At 43.7% G+C, this 18,317-nt stretch carries 18 protein-coding genes; 3 read left to right on the top strand and 15 right to left on the bottom strand.

Annotation, left to right across the window (positions count from 1 at the left end; genetic code table 11):
- Positions 1–22: 22 nt before the first annotated feature.
- The 11 genes from ATY38_RS16835 to sdhC form a co-directional block, all read right to left on the bottom strand.
- Complete coding sequence (locus tag ATY38_RS16835; RefSeq protein WP_256325573.1) at positions 23–154, bottom strand: hypothetical protein; 132 nt, start codon at positions 152–154, stop codon at positions 23–25.
- 4 nt (positions 155–158) lie between these two features.
- Entirely contained in the window at positions 159–1,130 is a 972-nt protein-coding gene (locus ATY38_RS11115; RefSeq protein ID WP_062559362.1) for a hypothetical protein, read from the bottom strand.
- Positions 1,123–1,467 (bottom strand): hypothetical protein, encoded by a 345-nt coding sequence (locus ATY38_RS11110; RefSeq protein ID WP_143023494.1) that lies wholly within the window; start codon positions 1,465–1,467, stop codon positions 1,123–1,125. Before ATY38_RS11110 ends, ATY38_RS11115 begins: the two co-directional genes overlap by 8 nt.
- A 286-nt stretch (positions 1,468–1,753) precedes the next feature.
- The gene (locus ATY38_RS11105) at positions 1,754–2,842 is read right to left on the bottom strand and encodes a response regulator transcription factor (protein ID WP_062559360.1); all 1,089 of its coding nucleotides are present in this window, start codon (positions 2,840–2,842) and stop codon (positions 1,754–1,756) included.
- Positions 2,843–3,072: 230 nt separating this feature from the next.
- Positions 3,073–4,272 (bottom strand): alpha/beta fold hydrolase, encoded by a 1,200-nt coding sequence (locus tag ATY38_RS11100; protein ID WP_235590267.1) that lies wholly within the window; start codon positions 4,270–4,272, stop codon positions 3,073–3,075.
- Positions 4,273–4,497: 225 nt separating this feature from the next.
- A complete protein-coding gene (locus ATY38_RS11095) occupies positions 4,498–4,878 on the bottom strand; it encodes a hypothetical protein (protein ID WP_062559358.1) in 381 nt (126 codons plus the stop codon).
- Between the two features lie 54 nt (positions 4,879–4,932).
- A complete protein-coding gene (locus tag ATY38_RS11090) occupies positions 4,933–5,685 on the bottom strand; it encodes a hypothetical protein (RefSeq protein ID WP_062559357.1) in 753 nt (250 codons plus the stop codon).
- A gap of 26 nt (positions 5,686–5,711) precedes the next feature.
- Positions 5,712–6,398 carry a TIGR04211 family SH3 domain-containing protein gene (locus tag ATY38_RS11085; protein WP_062559356.1) on the bottom strand — a complete coding sequence of 229 codons (687 nt, stop codon included), beginning with the start codon at positions 6,396–6,398 and terminating at the stop codon, positions 5,712–5,714.
- A gap of 69 nt (positions 6,399–6,467) precedes the next feature.
- Positions 6,468–8,231, bottom strand: coding sequence for a succinate dehydrogenase flavoprotein subunit (gene sdhA, locus ATY38_RS11080; RefSeq protein ID WP_062559355.1), 1,764 nt, complete (start codon positions 8,229–8,231; stop codon positions 6,468–6,470).
- 1 nt (position 8,232) lies between these two features.
- Entirely contained in the window at positions 8,233–8,586 is a 354-nt protein-coding gene (sdhD, locus tag ATY38_RS11075; RefSeq protein ID WP_062559354.1) for a succinate dehydrogenase, hydrophobic membrane anchor protein, read from the bottom strand.
- Positions 8,580–8,969 (bottom strand): succinate dehydrogenase, cytochrome b556 subunit, encoded by a 390-nt coding sequence (gene sdhC / locus ATY38_RS11070; RefSeq protein ID WP_062559353.1) that lies wholly within the window; start codon positions 8,967–8,969, stop codon positions 8,580–8,582. Before sdhC ends, sdhD begins: the two co-directional genes overlap by 7 nt.
- Before the next feature lie 305 nt (positions 8,970–9,274).
- On the opposite strand from sdhC, the gene ATY38_RS11065 reads away from it, so the two are divergent.
- The 3 genes from ATY38_RS11065 (at position 9,275) to ATY38_RS11055 (ending at position 13,761) form a co-directional block, all read left to right on the top strand.
- Entirely contained in the window at positions 9,275–10,141 is an 867-nt protein-coding gene (locus ATY38_RS11065; RefSeq protein ID WP_062559352.1) for a DUF6279 family lipoprotein, read from the top strand.
- A gap of 216 nt (positions 10,142–10,357) precedes the next feature.
- Positions 10,358–12,415: an integrin alpha gene (locus tag ATY38_RS11060; RefSeq protein WP_062559351.1), complete on the top strand. Its 2,058-nt coding sequence runs from the start codon at positions 10,358–10,360 to the stop codon at positions 12,413–12,415.
- A gap of 557 nt (positions 12,416–12,972) precedes the next feature.
- Positions 12,973–13,761, top strand: coding sequence for an IS110 family transposase (locus ATY38_RS11055; protein WP_082633027.1), 789 nt, complete (start codon positions 12,973–12,975; stop codon positions 13,759–13,761).
- Between the two features lie 55 nt (positions 13,762–13,816).
- Here the strand turns inward: ATY38_RS11055 and ATY38_RS11050 are convergent, their stop codons facing one another.
- The 4 genes from ATY38_RS11050 to ATY38_RS11035 form a co-directional block, all read right to left on the bottom strand.
- Positions 13,817–14,575: an IS30 family transposase gene (locus ATY38_RS11050; protein WP_418006913.1), complete on the bottom strand. Its 759-nt coding sequence runs from the start codon at positions 14,573–14,575 to the stop codon at positions 13,817–13,819.
- 64 nt (positions 14,576–14,639) lie between these two features.
- A complete protein-coding gene (locus ATY38_RS11045) occupies positions 14,640–15,716 on the bottom strand; it encodes an IS5 family transposase (protein WP_062559349.1) in 1,077 nt (358 codons plus the stop codon).
- A 218-nt stretch (positions 15,717–15,934) separates the two neighbouring features.
- A complete protein-coding gene (locus ATY38_RS11040; RefSeq protein ID WP_062559348.1) occupies positions 15,935–16,222 on the bottom strand; it encodes a hypothetical protein in 288 nt (95 codons plus the stop codon).
- Between the two features lie 429 nt (positions 16,223–16,651).
- A complete protein-coding gene (locus ATY38_RS11035) occupies positions 16,652–18,058 on the bottom strand; it encodes a hypothetical protein (protein ID WP_062559347.1) in 1,407 nt (468 codons plus the stop codon).
- Positions 18,059–18,317: the final 259 nt, after the last annotated feature.

Raw genomic sequence — 18,317 nt, 5'->3', positions numbered from 1 at the left:
AGCCACGGAATAATCAACTTGATCAATTGCTCGCTGTAATTATCCATTTATCATCCACCTTTTTTAACATAATAGTTGTGTAGCCATCTAAAATGAATTGCTCAACAACTGCAGGCACTTTGTCTTCAGAAGTTTTCTTTATTTGTTCTTCCATTTGATCATTCCCCTTTACAGTCAATATTTTTCTCTTTGATAAATTGAGCTCGCACACCAGAAAATTCTTCTGTATAAATTAAAGAAGTTGATTTAAATTTGTGCCCATTCCCTTCCAACCACTTGTTAATTTCTTTTGTCTTTTCCTTTTTTTGTGGTAAATCTGATTCCAACCACTGTTTAATACATATGCTATTTTTATCTTCAGCAAATGTTCCTGTAATTGGACGATCCATTCGAGTTAACAATAACATTTTGATGTTGGGATCTTTTGCTAATTCAACCGCTGCACTTCCAGTAGAAAAGCTTTGCCGGTAAGCTAGATCAAACGTTTGAGGCGTGGCTGTTTCTGAAGTCATTTCAATGGATGCTAAAAATGGAGGCATTCCTACGAGATAAGGGCAGTTTTGAGTACCCTTGTCACTCCCAAATACAGGTGCCAGTGCTAATTCCTTCCGATTGAATCCAATCTTTAGAGAATCTGGAAATTGTGCCGTCATTCCTGACCAAGCTACTTTTAACCCAAATGTGGTGTCTGTTCCAAATACAAAAGGCCGTATTTCGCCTTTTGTTGGCAGAGAAAATCTGGCCAATTCAATTGGACCAAGGTGTAATTTACCTACGGGTTTAACTTGCAAGCATAACTCTGAATTATCTTTTATATTAGATGGATCCGATAACATTAAAGCTGCATTTCCTCCGGCAAAGACAGAAGAGACATCAAAACCGAACAATAACCGATTACCTGTCCTAAAGCCTGCCAATACCGGCGGAGTTTGCCCTTTCTCAAATGCTGGCGCTATAACCAATTCTCTCCTAGCAATCGAAATTTCCGCTGTCGGAGCTTTGGTATCAATATCAACCCCAACATTCGATTTGGTCATAAATAACGTATGATCGAATCCTATGGCACAACCGCTTAAAGAAACTAACAATAGAACAGAGCTACTAATATTTAGAAAATTTGTATTATTCATGATCGTTCTCTTTTTGATTATTTTTCAGTGCATCCTCCATCGGCCAAGATGAACCAATGCGTGTATTCAGAAAATTGCCGTTGGGCCAAGCCAAATCGACTGTGGTATTTTTATCGATAACTTCAATCCAGCGGCGGTTATCCCAACCCAGACTTAGATATCCCCCTTCCTTGGTCTGGCCTATACCTAAGCCTATGATATCCGTGCCCTTCACAACAGCTTGATGACTGCCTTCGGGGATTGAAACTTTCATCACCATATGCCCAATACCGAACACATGTTCTGCGCCGGTTTTTTTATCGTAATAATGCACGGCACAACCGCTTAAAATACTCATAGTAATCATCACATTAATAAAATTAAACAGTGCCTGGATTCTTTTCATAAAGATATTGGCCCTTATACTCAAATCACGAGAACCTTCCCTTCTTCAAATGATTATTGCTCATTTTATGTAAATAATTTTATGCCTCGTGACACAGCTTTGTTTTTGCTTTAATAGCAGCTCGATACTGAATATCTATACTGAGTTATTTTTATACAACAAAATAATTTGCGCATAAATAACCCAATTGAGTCATTTTGAGTAAGTAATTACAAGAATTACAATTGGAGAAATTCCCTTATGCCAGTTTCACCAGCATTTCGCTGCGTGTCGAAACACCCAATTTGCTGTATATACTTTTGATGTGGTTGCGCACGGTGTGATAACTGAGACTAATCTCTTCGGCAATATCCTTGGGGGAGTTACCTTGGTAAATCAGCGTGGCAATTTCAAGTTCGCGGCTGGTTAGACCGGTTCTGTCTAACCGGTTGAAGATTTTTCCATTTTTGTTGGTTACGCGGGATAAATGCAGGAAATAAACATCTTGTTGATAATCGGCATTTGAGTGAATTAAAGTCAGTTTGATTTCATAGAGACGTTTACCTAGTTTTGACAGAAAGCTGTAGTATCCGATTTGATTGCATTGAACAAATTGAATAAGATTCAAGGCTGTCGAAAGAAACAAGTTTAGTTCCGGCCCGATAGCTTTTACAAAGGCTTGGCTTTGTAAAAGAACCGCACCATCATTCCGGATGGCGACGACCGGATCGGCATGATCCGACCAAAAGCTCTGCACTTTCCTGCGATTCAGTGTTTCTTCGCGAAATAATATGAAATTCAGCGTCTGCAACAGAGCGGGTCTAAGTATTTTCAGCAGTTCGATTTCACGTTGACTGAAAATTTGATGATGATTGGTGAGCCGACAAAAATAAAACCGGAATGCGGATTGATGCCCCTCATCAAAAACTGTAATGAGCGTATAGTTGTTATGTGATTGCTGCCAGGATTGATCGCAAGAATGATGACAACTACTCAGACCGTCAAGACACTCAACAAGATTAGCAGAATGGACCGGCAGTGACATATTCACGTTATCGCATATAAACCCTTCTCCTGGCAAATTCTGCAAAACAACGTGTAAGAAACGCTTCCACCCTTCTTGACAACATGTCGACTGATTAATGCTGTCAAGCAACTGCAGCGTATTTCGTTCGCCTGCAAGCCGTCCGTAGAACACACCATTGCATGCCAGAAGTGGCAATAATGCCACTTTCAATGCCTGATTAAATTCATCCCTGGTTTGGCAATTATTCAACCAATTGATCGTAGCCAACGCTATCTGATGATCCCTACACGCAAGCGCATCCCAACAAATTTCTTTATCCATGCTCCTACTCCCACTTTCTTTTTAGTATTTATGAAGCATTTTTAATGAGCAAGAAAAGTGTATCCCATCTAAAAATATAGTGGTTGTGAGAATTCTCACAAAGAATGAAGTAATACTATAAAAATGACGGGTTATTTGAGTTCTCGGATTAACAAATAAATAATGGCCAGGATCAAGCTCAATCCGGCATTCCAATAGCAATAATGATTACTATCGGAACGATGTAACTGTCATTCCAATGAATATAGCCGCTGCTCCATCCATTGCACGATATTCATCAGAAGCTCCGAGCGTGCCGGTTCTTTTAAGAATAGATGCTGGTGATACTGTAGATTAGAAAATATCAGAACCTCGTTATCAGGGTGAGACTGTAAAGTCGCACGGGCAAAATCCCTGCTGCCCCATGCCGGCGTGATCGGATCTTGCTCCGAATACACCAGATAATATGGTGTTGAAAATTCCTTCATGTGACGGCGAAAACTTACAATCTCCGCTTCGATACCTTTCACGAAACGCAGCAAGGTGCGACGGACAATCCAGCCATCAGCACGCAGGCGTGCTTTTTCTTCTTCACTATCGGTCAAATAATCCTGCACCCACTCCGGAGAAACCGGCGACAGAAAGCTGCGCAAGCCGGGCCAAGATGCCATTTCAAACAGGCTATCCAGGATAGGCACCGTCACTAATGCAACTACCTGATTGAAAATTAACGCAGGCAAGGGTTCATTCTGAGGGTGCAGGAAATGGGTTTCGGCGTGAAACGACAGCTTGATCAGAGGATTCGCCATCCAACCGCGCCACCCCGGTGGTTCGCTGACAGCAAACGCCGGAGCCAAAAAGACGATTCCTAGCACTCGTTTGAGCAATGCGTTTTCGTCGCGCAATTGCATCAAGTAAGAAGCGGTCACCAAAGCGCCCAAACTATGCGCAATAATAAACACCGGGCGTTCTGATTCACTTTCTACATCACACAGCGCAATCGTTTCTCTGAGCGCACGATCCAGATTGCGCCGAAGCGGCTCCAAATTCTTCAATGGCGATTGCGCCAGATAAGCATCGCCAACCTGCTGCTCACCCGAACCGCTGGCTAATGCTGAATCCGCCTGCTGCAATACCGGATTCGAAAGCCCATGCGCATAATGATCAAAACCAACAACTATGAACTTCCGCGCAAAATACTGCGCCACTTCGCCATAGCGCCCGATATGTTCATTCATGCCGTGAACGAGTAACACACAAGCTGTTGCTTGGACAGAATTTGCTGGTGAAAGCATCCGCAGGAGCAACGGGCCATCACTCTCCGGCTGATTGACATGTACTTCTTTTCCCCAGCGAGGATAAGGCTCACTGATAAATTTTTGATGCACACAGCCGGACAAAGCCATCGTCAGCAGGAAAATTCCCGCCAAAATTACTAACCTGTCAGACACAGGATACTCGGCATTAATACGAATTGCTTTTCTATCTCGTTCGACAGAATTCGTGCAAAAAAGAATTACAAATAGAACGCCATGAACCATCATCAAGTACAGGTTAAATTAGCAGCAAAATGCACTGAGGAATTTTATCCATTGGCACGAGTTAATGCTTCGAAGCTACTCTGAGGTGATCTTGTGTAAAAATTTTTCGTAATTATTCCTATAACATCTCATTAATTACTGATTCTGGATAAATGGAGAAAGTTTTCCAGAAATGAAATGACTAGGACGCCAACCAGCTAATAATTTCTCCAAAACAAAATCGTTAACTAGTCCCGCAGCCGCTCCAATTAATGGATTCGTTGCACTCACTCCAAGTGTCAATACATAGCGAAGGCTTTTTGAAGGAAGCTTTTGAATCCAATCTTTCGACGAGATATCGTGCATATAAGTGCGAATCAAACCTTCATCGGGATTGACACCTTTTAGCCAATCTTTAAATTTTGCTGCTCGATCCAGTAAGTTAAGAAAATCTTCAAAAGAGCGCTCGCCGGAGTCGATCACTTCAGCTAAGCTTGGAGAATCAGGCAAAACCATCTCAATAAATTGTCGGCGCATATCAACGTTTATCTTTGATCTTCTGAGGAGTTCGATATGCCGAGCCTGGATGATTCAAGAATTGACGGTGGAAGTTACAAAGTCACCACCATAAAATGACGCCAAAGCTAAATCGGCACGCGCCTCCAATAGATAGCTCAGCAGGAGAGCAATAGTTAATGGTTCAACCGAGGGTATAAGTTGGGATCTTTTTTGATTGATTAACTCCAAATCGATGTTTGTATCAACAATCATCCCGTGCTCCGCATTCATTACTTCAAACTTCAGATCGTCACCGGCTACGTAACCTCCTGGCATGGCGGTAATGATTTTATGGGCTACTTGATTAGTATATTCATTATCCAATAAATCACATTTCGCTGATTCAATGATACCTCCTTGAAGAAAGTAGTTTCCAGAAAGCTTACGTTTAGGAACTTTAGTCACAAAAGCACGAGAAAATCGCATTGCCTCCGGTTCCGGAATTCCTCTGAGTTTAAGTTCGTGCTCTAAACGCTCTTGCAACGGTGGTAACTGACCGCTTTTCTGATTACCAGCATAAATGGTCGAAACATAACGATAGAAAGGAGATATACCTAAAGAATCCGATGCAGTACCCAGTATCTCTTCACAGTAAACAGCTGACACCTCGCGACGATTCAGGAGTGTGAGGAAAAGACCAGTTCCGATTTGCTCAATGAGATTAAATAATGTGCCACGATCAATAAAGATATGTACCTTTTGGTAATACAACAATGCTTCAGAAATTTGACCGATTGTAATCGGTAAGTGTCCTTCAGATCGTCGTAAAACAATACTTTCAAACATTCAGAAATCCGATTTATTGTCACGGATTAACCGAAATCACCGTAGCGTGAGCGTTTTTTTCTGCTGAACATCGGGAGAACCACGCCCAGAAATATCCCGCCGCATAAAACTAGAGCTCCGGCAATAAACCAATCCTTCTGGTTGTGGTTTTCCAGTTCACGGTTTTCCAGTTGCAATGCAATGAGGCGCTCTTCGACTGTGGTTAATTTTTCATGCAATTCCTTGTTTTCCTCGTCAATAAGCAGCACATTGGCGGAAGTTTTTTTAATGGATTCCATTTGTTCCACTAACCGCTTGTTTTCACTCTCAAGTGTTTTCAGGCGTTTTTGCGAACTTTCATACTCATCCTTGATGGCTTTTAACTGGGTGCGTATAGAACCTTCATCCACGTTTGCAAGGTCGATCTGCTTCACCATTTTTTCCAGTTGCGATCTGGCGTCAGGTTCGGCGCTAAAATAACGGCTCAGTATCCAGCCTTCCGTGCCATTGGCAATCTTGACGCGCGTATGCCCGGTTTTTGCATCATTCTCCAGCACCTCCACAGGGGTGCCACTCTTCAACATTCTGAGAATTGCATGACTCAGGGTCGGGCCTCTGCGGAAGGTTACCTCCAATTGATCCGATACGTATCGGGTTTCAGCGGAAATTGAGACAGAATAGGGAAAACAGACAATAAGAGAAATCAGCAAAACGACATATTTATTTTTCTTCATAAAATTTATCGGGTGGGTTCAAGAATTATAAAAACCTGATTAGATTAGATTTAAACCAAGGAATGGATCTTAATAGGTTCTGGCTTTGGGCGGAAACGATTCGACCGTCAGCGGCTTCAGGCGCACGGGTTTGTAATCCAGTCGGTTATCTTGACTGAAAAATAGCGTATGTTTCAACCATTTGACATCATCCCGCTGCGGATAATCATCACGCGCGTGGGCGCCCCGGCTTTCGCGCCGGGCTTCCGCCGAGATCATTGTAGCAATGGCCACTTCTTTCAAGTTATCCAGTTCAAGCGCTTCAATCCGTGCGGTATTGAATATTTTACTTTTATCCTTGATTTCCGTGCGTCCCACTTGCTCACCGACCTCAAGAATTTTCTCCACGCCTTTTTGCAGCATATCTTCAAAGCGAAACACACCGCAATAAGTCTGCATGGTCTTGGCCAAGGTAGCATGAACTTGCGCGACACTCTCGCCATTTTGTTGGTTTTCCAATCGCGCCAGACGGTTCAATGTTTTGTCCGCTGCATCCTCCGGCAGTGGTTTATGATGCGAATGCGTTTTCAAATCTTCAATGATCTGATTGGCGGCAGCGCGGCCAAAGACGATAAGATCAAGCAATGAATTCGTGCCCAGTCGATTGGCTCCATGCACCGAAACACAAGCACACTCGCCTACTGCGTAAAATCCGGATACGACTTCTTCCGGGCCGGTTTTGTATGGCGCAACGACCTGCCCCAAATAATTGGTGGGAATGCCGCCCATCATGTAATGCGCGGTGGGCACGACCGGAATCGGTTCATTAATAGGGTCGACATGGGCAAATTTAATCGCCAGTTCACGGATGCCCGGCAACCGGGTTTTAATAATTTCACTACCCAAGTGATCAAGTTTTAACAATAAGTGATCACTCTCATCGCCACAACCGCGCCCGTCCTTCATTTCCGTAGTCATGGCGCGTGAAACCACATCGCGGCTGGCCAGGTCCTTAGCATTAGGCGCGTAACGCTCCATGAAACGCTCGCCTTCCCTGTTCAGCAAATAACCGCCCTCGCCTCGCACCGCTTCACTGATCAAAACGCCCACACCGTATACGCCCGTGGGGTGAAATTGCCAAAACTCCATATCTTCCAGCGGAATTCCTGCGCGTGCAGCCATGCCCAGGCCATCGCCGGTATTAATCAATGCATTGGTGCTGGCTTGAAAAATCCGTCCGCCGCCACCTGTGGCGAACAAAGTCGCCCGCGCCTGCAACACCAGAATTTCCCCGGTTTCCATTTCCAGCGCAGTGACGCCCAATACATCGCCTTGTTCGTCGCGAATCAGATCCAGCGCCATCCATTCGATAAAAAATTGCGTGTTGGCGCTGACATTTCGTTGATACAGGGTATGCAACAATGCGTGACCGGTACGATCAGCCGCAGCACATGAACGCGTGGCTTGCGCACCGCCAAAATTCTGCGACTGGCCGCCGAACGGACGTTGATAGATTTTTCCGTTTTCCAGACGATCGAACGGCATGCCAAAATGTTCCAATTCGTATACCACTTCGTTGGCATGACGGCACATGAATTCAATGGCATCCTGATCGCCCAGATAATCCGAGCCTTTCACGGTATCGTACATATGCCAATGCCAATTGTCTTCGGTTACATTACCCAGCGCAGCGGCAATTCCCCCTTGTGCTGAAACGGTGTGAGAACGCGTGGGAAATACTTTGGACAGCACCGCCACTTTCAATCCTGCTTCGGACAACTGCAACGCCGCCCGCATTCCGGCACCCCCTGCCCCAACAATGACCACATCAAACTTTCTTTTGATTAATGACACATTAACTCCACAATATTTCCGCAGTCCAAACCAGATAAAACAGCAAAGCAATCACCACCGCGATATGCATCATTAAGCGAATCGGGGTGGAATGAACATAATCCATAAGGATATTGCGCATACCCACCCATGCATGCCAGAACATACCCATAAAAAACACAAAAGTCGCGATGCGCAACCATTGAGACTGGAATAAGCCTTTCCATTCCGCGTAATTCTGTGGGGCAGTAACACATAACACACTGACCAGAACAATAAGATAAATTGTCATCAGAATGGCGGTCACACGTTGGAGCAGCCAATCCCTCGAACCGTAGTGCGCGCCAGTGACAGCCAATCCGGACTGCTTCACCATAGCACCAATCCCGACAATGTAGTGAGTACGAACCCCGCAATCAACACCAGTTTGCTTCCTGTCCGCGCCTGTTCCAATGCGATGCCGACTTGCATATCCAGTAACAGATGACGGATGCCGGCGCATAAATGATGCAAAAAGAACCAGAGTGATAGCAGCAGCATCAGCTTGATCATTGGATTATTGATATAACCCTGCAAAATTTCAAAGCCTTGCGGTGATTCCAGCAAGAGCTGCAAACCGCACAGCAAAAACGGGATGCCGGGAAAGAAGAGCAATACGCCGCTGATTCGATGCAGAATCGAAACCACGGCTGGGATGGGCTGTCTGATCTTGAGCAGATTCAGATATTTGGGACGGTTATGATGTAATTTTTCTTCCATGCGAAAAATTCTAGTGTAGAAATGTTGTCGCCAGAGTTAAGCTTACACGCTGAAGATTGAAGCCAAGTTTAGTCTGTTATGGTTTCTGATACAAGCCATATCAAGTCATACGATAATCTCACCCCGCTGATGAACGCCATCCTATCGAGAATAAAGTGGGACAAACGAACAATTGCAATTCAGCCGATTCGATGGATAAAGCAAGTGATAAAACACAAGTTAGGTATAATAAATCCATAGTTTGAATTCGTTCCCAACCGCATAGCGGCGCACTTTCTAACATCGTTAAACTGACAAGTACCATCATGCGATCCGTTGCAAGAACCATAGTATTATTAATTACTTTTTTGTCGTTACTCAGCGCTTGCAGTATTGTGCGCCTGGGCTATGATCACGGGGCACAACTCACTTGGTGGTGGCTGGACGGTTATGTCGATTTTAATCGCGGACAGACACCGCACGCTAAGCAGGCGATTCAGCAGTGGTTTAACTGGCATCGTACGGCACAGCTTCCGGAATATGTGGATTGGCTGGCAGCAGTACGCGACCAGATCGACGGCCCGTTGACAGCTACGCAAATTTGTCATTGGTCTGACGAACTGCAAAGTATTATCGCACCTGCCTTTGAACAGGCTGTGCAGCTGAGTGCACCGGTGGTCTTGCGTTTAGGCGAAGCGCAGTGGCGTCACCTCGAACAACGCTATAGCAAAAGCAATGAGGAGCTGCGTCACGACTATCTGCAGCCAGACCCGGAAGAGCGCCGGCAGGCTTCGATCAAGCGCACCATCAAGCGCATTGAGAATCTATATGGCAACATTAACAAAGTGCAACGGCAATTAATCGCAGCCAGCATTGAATCCTCACCTTTCAATCCCGAAATCTGGATGATCGAACGCCAGCGCCGACAACAAGAGACTTTGGGAATATTGCGTCAGCTCACTCCAGAATCCGTCACACCGGAACAAGCCATTACGGCTTTACAGAATCTGATCGAGCATACGCACCGTTCCGACGATCCGGATTATCGTGCTTATCAGTTAAAGCTATCCGAATATACCTGCGCTTTTATCGCGCACTTGCACAATAGCACCACCCCACTCCAGCGCCAGCATGCGCATGACAAGTTACTGAAATGGGAAACGGATTTACGCGCACTGATGACCGGAATATAGCGATTTACAAATTATATTTTCTGCATCACAATGTCTGATCTCGTCAAAAATTCATATAAAAATAATTTAAATTAACGATTTACGGTATAGGGAACGGAATTTCCGACCGGGTAAACCGGATTATCAAACTATCCGGCCCATGGCCAGGATGAGAGCGAAATCCTTGACCAATGATAGTTTACCGCCAAATCTCTTTTTATTCCAGAGGTAAAAATAATGACAACAGCAAGTATTAATTTATCCAATCTTGATGGTAGCAATGGTTTCCGCCTGGATGGTGAAACTGTGGACGTGCATATATTTCAAGACATCTCTGTGAGCAATGCAGGAGATGTTAATGGCGATGGCTTTGATGATGTAATTATTGGCACTCTTCGTGCTGATCCGAACAGTTCCATATTGGGTTCCAGTTACGTGGTATTTGGCAAGGCATCCGGCTTTGATGCCACGTTGGATTTATCCAACCTTAACGGCAGCGATGGTTTTCGCCTGGATGGTGAAACAGTGGATGAAACTCTTCTTCATCATATCTCTGTGAGTGGTGCGGGGGACGTGAACGGGGATGGTTTTGATGATGTGATTATTGGTGTTTGTCGGGCCCGAGATGATAGTTATTATTCAGGGTCTGAGTATTCTGATTCCAGTTATGTTGTGTTTGGCAAGGCATCCGGATTTGATGCGACAATGAATTTATCTAATCTTGACGGTAGCAATGGTTTCCGTCTGGATGGTGATGCATTACGTTTTGTTGTTAATTTAAATGTCTCTGTGAGCAGTGCGGGGGACGTGAATGGAGATGGTTTTGATGATGTGATTATTGGCACTTTTGTTAGTCAGGATGGTGGCGTATATGGTTCCGGTACGGGTGGCTCTAATTACGTAATATTTGGCAAGGCATCCGGCTTTGATGCGACGATGAATTTATCCGATCTTGTTAAAAGTAGAAGTGTTTTCTTCCAGAACATTGAAACAATGGATGATCTGTTTCTTACCGGAGTCTCTGTGAGCAACGCGGGAGATGTTAACGGGGATGGCTTTGATGATGTGATTATTGTTACTAATCAATATAATCAGAATACTGTTACTGCCCCTGGTTATGGCTACGTGGTATTTGGCACGGCCCCCGGCATTGCCATGACGAAGTTATCCGATCTTGACGGCAGCAATGGTTTCCGCCTGGATAGTGGGTATGAGGCATCAATCAGTTCTATGAGTGATGCAGGAGATGTGAACGGCGATGGATTTGATGATGTGATTGTCGGTGATGCAGGAGCTGATCTGAGCGGATATAATTCCGGTTCTAGCTACGTAATATTTGGCAAGGCATCCGGATTTGATGCCACGATGAATCTGTCCGATCTTGACGGCAGTAATGGATTTCGTCTGGATGGGGAGACAGGGAATGATAGATCAGGTATTTCGGTGAGCAGTGCGGGGGATGTCAACGGAGATGGTTTTGATGATGTGATTGTGGGTGCTTTTTTCGCTAGTTCGAGTGGTCTGTATTCCGGTTCCAGTTATGTGGTATTTGGCAAGGCATCGGGATTTGATGCGACAATGAATCTGTCCGATCTTAATGGCAGCAATGGTTTTCGTCTGGATGGTGAAGCAGCGAATGATCGATCAGGTCGGCCAGTCAGCAGCGCCGGGGACGTTAATGGCGATGGTTTCGATGATTTGATTGTCAGTGCTGTTAATGCTGATTCGAACGGTATCGATTCCGGCTCCAGCTACATTATATTTGGCAGAAGCGATTTTACCGGTGGTGATGCGGACTTCCAGGGTACACCTGGAGACGATAATTTCACTGGAACCAAAGTGGCGGAAAGCTTTAAGGGTGAAGCTGGCAACGATCGCTTGATCGGCCGTGGCGGTGCGGATTCGTTCGATGCTGGCGACGGTAACGATTACATCCGCATATTGGGCGATGACTTCCAGTTTGTTGATGGCGGTTCGGGTATCGATACGCTAGGACTGGCCGGCAGCGATTTTAATCTGGATCTCTCCAGCGTGATCGATAAAATTCACGGCATCGAGACCATCGCTTTATATGGTGTTGGCGACAACACGCTGGCTTTGACTGCTCAGGATGTAACCGATTTATCAGACAGTACGAATACTCTGAGGGTCAAAGGTAACGCCGGAGATAGCATGCTTGGACTCAACAGCGGTTGGACGGATGGTGGTGTTCACGGCAACTTCCATACCTATACGCAAGGTGAGGCAGTGCTGCTGGTCGGGGTGGATGTAGCGACGGATTTCCCGATAGGCTGACAAGCCATTTCAACAATGGTCGGATTGGTATTGGAAGCTGACCCATAATGGTATGAGCTGCTTGTATTTGAAGCGGCTTTTTTATTTTGCCGATTCAAATATGAAGTGCAACGCCTGATTTGAAGAATACCTGATTAGGTGTTTGGTATCCAAGCCGTTTTCTAGGTCGATTGTTCAATCTTTCCATTGCTGTATCCATTTCCTGTTGTGTAATAGTGGTGAAGTCCCTGTTTTTGGGGAAGTACTGCCGAATCAGTCCATTAGTATTCTCGTTCGTCCCTCGTTCTCATGAAGCGTAAGGGTGGGCGAAATAGAAGTCCGCATCCAGTTGTTTGCTGATCTCATCAAATCCGGCGAATTCCCGCCCGTAGTACATTCGGAGTAATGAAAGAGTCAGCGCTATACCTCAGAATATTTGATACCTATCAACAAACTGTGAGGACATCAATATGACTGACTCTACTCATATCAATCCGGATTCTATTCTCGTGGGTATCGATATTGCTAAACAAAACCATGATGCACTGATTTTATGGCCTTCAGGACATTAAAAAGTCATCAGAATCCCGAACACGTTAGAGGGCTATCAACAATCATTGAAAGCAACCCATGCGTTGCCAGCGGAAATTACAATTGGTTTTGAACCTACTGCCGATTACCACCGCAATGTTGCTTTCTGGTTTAAACATCAGGGAGCTCAGTGCATGTTAGCTTCTTCATTGTCTGTGGCACGGGCTCGAGAGATGCTATTCAAAACCTGGGATAAACACGATCGCAAAGATGCACGGTTAATTTTATATCTAATGCAACAAGGCATGGTTCGCCCGTTTTATGATCCATTGGTTGAAAGCACAATGGATATACAAGAACTATCAAATATCTATCATCAGATTTCCCTCAGCAGAACCCGGATACAACATAGCTTGCTCAATCATTATCTCACGTTGTATTTTCCTGAGATGGAGCGCTATCTGCACAGTACGCGTGCCGAGTGGTTTTGCAGGTTATTACTAAAGTTTCCCACTCCGACTTCTATCCTACGTTATAAAAAAGCGACTTTTGTAAAGCGAGCATGGGATATCGTTGGACGGAAGGTCTGCAAACAACGATTTCTTGAAGAAGTTTACGAGATCGCAGCTCATTCAATAGGTTTGCCCGTTGCTTTAAAAGGATTGGGTATCACGACTTTTAAGTTGCAATTGCCACGTTACCTTGAGCTTTCAATTCAGCGTAATGAACTAGAAAAAATGGCAGAGTCTATGCTATCTCAGCGGACTGATTATCAGCGATTACGCACGCTTCCCGGGGTTGGACCGATTATCTCGCTGATTAAACTGCTGTGTTAAGTCTTGTCGGGCCAATACAATGGACCCTTGTATACTATGGTGAGCACCCTTTAATTTAGGTACAAGCAGCGCTTGGTCGAGATTTATTGTTAGGCACGGTACAGGTGCCAGGGATATTTTTGAGGTAAATATCAGTTGACTCCGCAGGTAGTCCGTTGTCGGAAGTAATCGTATGCACCCGTCTTCGGTGTGGCTTGAGCAGGCGAGTGGTTGCTTTTATCACTGCCTCGGTGGTCTTCCGCTCCACCTTGCGAATCAGCGTGTATCCCGTCTTTCGCTCGACCAGGCTGACGATGGCCTGCCGGTGGTTCTTGCCGATGATGGTATCTGCCTCCCAGCCGCCGATACGACTTCTAGCATCGACAATAGCCGGACGTTGCTCAATGGATTGGCGGTTGGGGATGATGCCGCGCCGATCTGTCTTGCCATAACGCTTCCGGCGCTGCTTCTGACAGCGCAGATTCTTCCAAAGAATGCCGCCGTTTCGTTTGTCGGCATAAACCCTCTGGTACACCGTCTCAATGCTGATGCCCGCATAGTTGCTGATCTGGTCTGGGCTCCATTGCAGCATGAGTTTCTCTTGCGCAAACTGCCAGGTTACATCGTCTATCGCCCGCGCATTGATGGCTTTCCGCTCGATTGCTTTGTTATGCGCTTGTTTGGGGCGATAGCCACGCGCCCCGCAGTTACGGACCAACTCCCGGCTGATAGTTGATACGCTTCGGTCGATGACGGTGGCGATCTCGCTTTGTAAGACCTCTGCACAACCGCAAGAATTTTGCTGTAGCGACAGAGAAAATTTTCCAAGTGACACTTGTTGCACGTCACTTTAATAGAAAGTGAAGTTTTTTCCTTTTTTTAGGTGAATTTTTCCCCTTTTATGTAATATTTGGACGGATCGCTCCCCTTAATGGTTGGTCTACGAAGATTTTGTTGGCTGCTTTCTTTAGATTCATGCAGATACTTTTCAGTATGACTTGGGCGTTGACTTTCGTCGTACCGAAGTAGCTGGCGCGTCCCATTCTGAATAAGCGTTTGATTGTGCCGAAACACTGTTCGACAATATAGCGTTTTTTACTGATCAATTGATTCGCCAGCTTCTGGCGTGACGAGAGGGGTTTATTCTTGTACGCGCGATGCATGATTGCGCTCTTGATCTTTTGCTTTCTTAGAAATTGCCGATTGGCATTGCTGGCGGATCCCTTGTCGGCATACACCCGATTCGCCTCGATATGCGCACCATCGATAGCGGCTTCGAAATGCATCATTTCGCTCTGGTTGGCAGGGGCGGTGTGAACCCCGCGCACATAGCCGTCTTGTGCGTCCACCACCAGGTAACTGCGGTAGCCAAACTGCGACTTCCTGCCTTTCTTCAGCCAGGTCGCATCCGGATCCGCGCTTTGTTCTTCGATACAGTTGATTCCAGGTTGACTGCCATCTTCAAACTGAACAACCTTACCTTCTTCGGCATCCACCTCCAGTGTGATGGTCTTTTTAGGGCGTGCCGCTGACTCAATCAGCGTGGCATCAATGACCGCTCCTGTCGCACCCTTGATCATCAATCCGTGGGATTGAAGCTGTTCATTAATAGTGGCCAGCAGATCATCTAGCCGGTCGTTGGTTATTAGCCGGTTACGGAACCGGCACAAAGTGGTTTCGTCCGGTATCGCATCCGACAAGGACAGTCCGCAAAATTGCAGAAAATCAATGCGTACACACAGTGCTTGCTCCAACGCAGCGTCCGATAAACTATGCCACTGACCTAGCAGGATCGCTTTGAACATCAACAACCCATCAAACGGCTCTTGGCCTCCACCATGCGATAACTCGAGCTTGTATAAACCCGTAAGTTTCGGACGTAATTCCTCCCACTCAATTAGGGCATCAATCTTCACCAGAACATTTTCTCGCTTCAATCGCTCTGCTAATTCCAGTGTTCCAAAACTCATCTGCATCTTTTGCTCCAACTGTCTTTTAACCCCCTCTATTTTAGTTGGTTATTGCACTGCCAGGCAAGGTTGTGCAGGAATCTTTTTGTGAATGTCCCGCTTTCTTCAAGGCGTATATCTGGTATCGTTCTTCTCGGGTTAGGTGTGTGTAGTTCATCTTTGCAATTTCGACTGGCTGGTCAAAAAGGCTCAGATGCTACCGCATCCACCCCCCCTAACCTGCGTTATTCAAAATTGCACTTCAAACTTGAATCTGCCTTATACAAACGATGATGCACGTTCACGAAATTCACTTGAGATTCTAAGTATGGTCGCGGAAAGTCTGTGTGCGTTTCATCTGCCATTTTTTTCAGGGTTTGAATTGCATCAATAATTAGTTTACGTGCAGTTTCAAAATCTTCTTCATATACGCTGATATTGGGAAATTCAGTTACCCTACCCACATATAAAATTACATCATCAATTTCTTCTTTACGAATCGTGATGGAATATGATTCAGGATCAAAATTCATTTTAAGTACTCCTTAATCGCTTCTTCGTGTTGTTTCACAAATTTGTATAGCTTCTTTATATACGGACGTTTAACAGTTTCACCTTTGTTATGACCACAATTATAGTTAGGATACTCAATTAAAGATACGGCTGGGTGTCTTGCGATCTTATGGCCTGCACTGCCGCAGTTTTCAATTTGGAATCCTAGCTCGATCAGAAGATTTGTAAATTCGATGCACGTTGTGTTTACGCTGTTGGTTAGAGTTTCGAGTTTTTTAATAATTTTTCGAATTCTGGCATGCCTGATAATTTTATATGAGAAGGTTATGTAATTTCGGCACTTTGATTTTTACTTTTAAAAGCTTATAAATTTATTTCTTAAGTAATCGTATTTCAATTCAATGGTAGTTATAAATGATTTCTTAAAGGAGCAAAAGTCTTCTTTTACTTTAGAGAATAGCAAAAGCTGCTAAAAATATTTGTATAAAAATAAGAATTGTAAATAATCGGGAGTAGCAGCGATGAAATTTAATGCTTTTTATTTGTAATTCAGCAGCTCCGCTTTTACAACGTTTATCAATAGATGATCTAAGCTCTTGCACTATCTTTTTTTGATGCTCAATTATCATCTCGACTCTTGCTTGATATTTACGAATACATCCAAAACTTATATATTTCTCCACGGCAATAATATTCTCATCCAGAGCATCAAGCTTTATTAATGAATTAAACAAAACTTTATATCTAACTTCAAGATCATCATCATATTGAAGTATTGCAGAATTCGCGTTTTCAGCTATTTTTTTATATTGCTTATGGCAATCCAGGAGTAAAGATAAAAATAAATGTGAATCCGAAATAGTCAATCCACAATTTGGAAAATCATCCCATTTGTCGAAAGTTTCTTTCAATTGGCTTTTTATAAAAAAAACATCTACATCAATATCCTCATCATTTTGAACTTCACAATAGCTTTCACTAGAATCATTACAAATTTTTGCATCGTAAAAGTGGTCATTTCTATCAAATAATACAAAGTTTGACCTAGAATCAATAATATCTACATTTTGATCTTTTTGATCATCAAATGACTTAAAATATGGCGCGTCAGAATCACGGTAAAAATCAGCAACTGTAATTATTTCATCTAGATCTTTTTTAATATTCCATGTATTGAGAATAGAAATTGTAGCTAATCTGACATCGTTAAAAATGGTATTTAATATTTCTTTTATATGTTCTTTAATTACTTGATTTCTTCTATTAAGTATAAGAACTTTAAAATGCTTAGAAAAAGGATTGAAAGATTGAAAATAAAAATATGATTCAACATCGCGAAGATTTGTATTATGGATTCGTGACGTAGCCTCACTTGATAATAAAAAATATAAAGACAAATATGTGAATCCATTCGGCAATCGATCGAATGTAATATAACAAGATTTACATATTGTTTCGATCGATTCAATTATTGCAAGGTTTTGGAAAAATTTAGCATTTCCAAATGAAATCCATCCAAGTGAACGATGCCGACCTAAGTCAGTGTATTTAGTTGAAAAACTATCAGAATCTCTCTTCGGATCGTAGCTCCCTGCAGGAGTTTTTCTTTTCATCCACTTATGAATCAATTCCAGTTCTTGATGATCGATACGAATAACAACTCCAACCGCTTTCCAAGAAAAATCACCCTCCAAAAAACTTCCAGTTAAAATTAAATTATTATCATTTTCATGTTTTTTAAATTCATCGCTAGAATAATAACTTGCACGTTCAGTTAGCCAATTAGGGAAAAGCCACGGAATAGAATTTACCAATTTAAAAATAAATTCACTAACATGCGCTATAGCGGGTTTCATTAAGATATATTAGTCCAATCAAGTGAGGCCACTTCTAGTATCAGTTCTAATTCTAATGGCACGAATCATAATTAATTATTATTTTGGTAATTGTATCTTGTAATTTAAATTATTTTAAAGAATGAGTAAGTCAAGATAAATCTTTACATTTAGGATTAAACAGAATGCCTATTTTAGGGTGTATATCCTTCGTAATCGTCGGCAACCATTTATGAGATGCTTGGTATTGGAGAGGGAAGAAAAGGGTTCGTGGTTTGGC

Origin of the sequence: Nitrosomonas ureae (assembly GCF_001455205.1) — a bacterium.
GTDB lineage: Bacteria > Pseudomonadota > Gammaproteobacteria > Burkholderiales > Nitrosomonadaceae > Nitrosomonas > Nitrosomonas ureae.
The sequence above is the reverse complement of the archived record's forward strand: the minus strand, read 5'-3'. Positions and strand labels throughout refer to the sequence as shown.

Coding starts and splice junctions, on each gene's coding strand:
- ATY38_RS16835 (WP_256325573.1), bottom strand. CDS start 154: ATGGAAGAACAAATAAAGAAAACTTCTGAAGACAAAGTGCCTGCAGTT.
- ATY38_RS11115 (WP_062559362.1), bottom strand. CDS start 1,130: ATGAATAATACAAATTTTCTAAATATTAGTAGCTCTGTTCTATTGTTA.
- ATY38_RS11110 (WP_143023494.1), bottom strand. CDS start 1,467: ATGAGTATTTTAAGCGGTTGTGCCGTGCATTATTACGATAAAAAAACC.
- ATY38_RS11105 (WP_062559360.1), bottom strand. CDS start 2,842: ATGGATAAAGAAATTTGTTGGGATGCGCTTGCGTGTAGGGATCATCAG.
- ATY38_RS11095 (WP_062559358.1), bottom strand. CDS start 4,878: ATGCGCCGACAATTTATTGAGATGGTTTTGCCTGATTCTCCAAGCTTA.
- ATY38_RS11090 (WP_062559357.1), bottom strand. CDS start 5,685: ATGTTTGAAAGTATTGTTTTACGACGATCTGAAGGACACTTACCGATT.
- ATY38_RS11085 (WP_062559356.1), bottom strand. CDS start 6,398: ATGAAGAAAAATAAATATGTCGTTTTGCTGATTTCTCTTATTGTCTGT.
- sdhD (WP_062559354.1), bottom strand. CDS start 8,586: ATGGTGAAGCAGTCCGGATTGGCTGTCACTGGCGCGCACTACGGTTCG.
- sdhC (WP_062559353.1), bottom strand. CDS start 8,969: ATGGAAGAAAAATTACATCATAACCGTCCCAAATATCTGAATCTGCTC.
- ATY38_RS11065 (WP_062559352.1), top strand. CDS start 9,275: ATGCGATCCGTTGCAAGAACCATAGTATTATTAATTACTTTTTTGTCG.
- ATY38_RS11060 (WP_062559351.1), top strand. CDS start 10,358: ATGACAACAGCAAGTATTAATTTATCCAATCTTGATGGTAGCAATGGT.
- ATY38_RS11045 (WP_062559349.1), bottom strand. CDS start 15,716: ATGCAGATGAGTTTTGGAACACTGGAATTAGCAGAGCGATTGAAGCGA.
- ATY38_RS11040 (WP_062559348.1), bottom strand. CDS start 16,222: ATGAATTTTGATCCTGAATCATATTCCATCACGATTCGTAAAGAAGAA.
- ATY38_RS11035 (WP_062559347.1), bottom strand. CDS start 18,058: ATGAAACCCGCTATAGCGCATGTTAGTGAATTTATTTTTAAATTGGTA.